This is a genomic window from Mesorhizobium wenxiniae (assembly GCF_002284535.1).
GTDB lineage: Bacteria > Pseudomonadota > Alphaproteobacteria > Rhizobiales > Rhizobiaceae > Mesorhizobium > Mesorhizobium wenxiniae.
Genome location: NZ_NPKH01000003.1, coordinates 1 through 2175, shown reverse-complemented (window position 1 = coordinate 2175; position 2175 = coordinate 1). Strand labels below are relative to the sequence as shown.

At 59.0% G+C, this 2175-nt stretch carries 3 protein-coding genes; 2 read left to right on the top strand and 1 reads right to left on the bottom strand.

Features of this window, described 5'->3' with window-relative positions; genetic code table 11:
* Positions 1 to 97 precede the first annotated feature (97 nt).
* Positions 98 to 499, top strand: coding sequence for a hypothetical protein (locus tag CIT31_RS01535; protein ID WP_095517177.1), 402 nt, complete (start codon positions 98 to 100; stop codon positions 497 to 499).
* A 111-nt stretch (positions 500 to 610) separates the two neighbouring features.
* On the opposite strand, the gene CIT31_RS01530 is transcribed toward CIT31_RS01535, so the two are convergent.
* Positions 611 to 910, bottom strand: coding sequence for a PRC-barrel domain-containing protein (locus tag CIT31_RS01530; RefSeq protein ID WP_095517176.1), 300 nt, complete (start codon positions 908 to 910; stop codon positions 611 to 613).
* A gap of 571 nt (positions 911 to 1481) precedes the next feature.
* Here CIT31_RS01530 and CIT31_RS01520 point away from each other — a divergent pair.
* The gene (locus CIT31_RS01520) at positions 1482 to 1964 is read left to right on the top strand and encodes a YidB family protein (protein WP_095517178.1); all 483 of its coding nucleotides are present in this window, start codon (positions 1482 to 1484) and stop codon (positions 1962 to 1964) included.
* The last annotated feature ends 211 nt before the right edge of the window (positions 1965 to 2175 follow it).

The window sequence follows — 2175 nt, the reverse complement described above, 5'->3', positions numbered from 1 at the left end:
GGGAGCGAGCGGGTCCGCCGGGCTGGCTATCCGCCGAAGCACCCTCCGCCGAGGGCGAAGAAATTAACATTGCCGCCAGCCCGATCTGCAGCGTGTCGTGGTCGCCGTCGACCCTCCAGGCACCAAGGGGCAAAGCGATGATGGTGACGAGATTGGCATCATCGTGGCCGGCAAGGGTATCGACGGTCGCGCTTACGTTCTTGCTGACCGGATATACATGCTATCTCCTGACGGCTGGGGGCGCCGAGCTGTCGATGCACATCATGGCGGCTGGTCGCAGACGCCGGACAAGGTGAAGGCCGACAGGATCGTGGCAGAGCGCAATTTCGGCGGCGTCATGGTCGAGCACGTCATCAAAACCATCGAGCCGACCGCTCCTTGCGAGGAAGTGACGGCCAGCCGCGGCAAGAAAGGCCGCGTCTCGCACGTCAGGTCCATACCAGAATTGGAAAATCAGATGTGTTTGATCGCACCGGAGGGCTATGTCAGCGAGGGGTAGCCTGATCGTGCCGATGCGCTGGTCTGGGCGCTTACTGAATTGATGCTGGACGGCTCGACCTTCACGTTGGTGCTTGTGTGAAAAGGCCCGGCAGTGCCGGGCCAAGACAGATCAGCTATCGTGATGCTCAGGTAGCTCCTTCAATTGGTCGGTGGTCATCTGCGTGACGGCATGCACGGTGCCTTCTTCGTCCCGCATGAAATCGAGCTGACTCGCATACAGCGCCACGCGCTTCGAGCCAATGCCGAGGAACCCGCCAACATTGAACACGACCTGGGCCTGGTCTCCGGTTCCATGGACGTGATCTATCGAACTGATTTCCTCGTCATCGCGACCGTAGATGGTCGCGCCTTCAACAACGTCAGCGCGCAGTTCAGCATTCGTAAGCCGTACGTGATCGGTGTGGTCCATTGTGGGGGTCTCCTCTCATTTGGTCTGAGGTAACCCCCGACACGGCCAACCGTTCCGAATGGGTGCGATGATGGCAGCACGGTCTGGGCAAATCTGTCAGCCTCCCGGATCGAGATCTTTCGACCTCTCGCTGCAGCTTCCGCTGTGTTGGTCGGATTACCGAGTTCATTCCAGTGGTCTTGCCAGGGGCGAGGGCGGCCTTGGTCCGTTCCGAGCATCCGCGCCCTTTCCGGTTTCGATCTCGGTGAACTCTTGGAGGATGATTATTCCCCCGGCCTTGGCAAAGCGGGCGACTGCGGCACGCTGGGCCTCAATGCCCAAGCCCGAGCGTTCTTGCCGCTGTGTGGAAACCCGATAACAGGCGATTGCGGTCGGCATGTTGCTGTTCCCAAGTGGTGTGCAAACTGCAAACCACCTTTTGCAATTTGCTCAATCGACGGCGAAAGCCAAGTCCTTTCAAAGCGATAGCCGGAAACCGCAAATTGCAGCGTGCGTCCTGCACAATATTAGATCCTCGTTCGCGGAACTTTTGCGAGGCCGAGCCCTTCTCCATCTGAACAAGGAGGAACCAATGGCAAATCTGGGAAAATTGGCGATCGCGATGCTTGGGGTTCTAGCTTACCAGAACCGCGACAAGATCGGAGACATGATCCGTCGCGCACGAGAGCGCGATCCGAACAATCCGCAAGGTGGAATCGTCGATCAACTGTCCAAAGGTGTGTCGGGCACTGCTCTCGGCGACATCCTCGAACGATTTAGAAATGTGGGCTCGGGATCGAAGGTAGACTCTTGGGTGAGCACTGGGCCGAACCAGCCAATCGAGCCACGCGAGGTGGAGATGGCCATAGACGAGGATACGCTCACGTCTCTTTCTATGCAGACCGGTCTTTCGCGAGAGGAGCTCATTGCCAGGATCACGCGAGATCTGCCTGAAGCGGTCAATCAGTTGACCCCGAATGGTGAAATACCCCCAGTTGAGCCGACGCACGGCTCGGATGAAACGACCCTGCTCGACGAGGTGCCCCCGAATACGACCCAGAGTAAAGGTAGCTGATCTCCAGCCGGCGGGTGCCTGTGCCTGCATGCGCAGCGGCGCGTGCTGCCGCGGGCCAATGCCGACAAGTCTTGCTAGAAGACGCACTTCTACCTCACAGCTAGTCGAGGCTGAAGACGTCTATTCCCGGCCGGCCCAGAGGGTCGGCCGGACTCCATCTCCCCCAGCTCCCTTGTTATTGTGCAGTGCAGCAACGATATTGCTGCGCGTG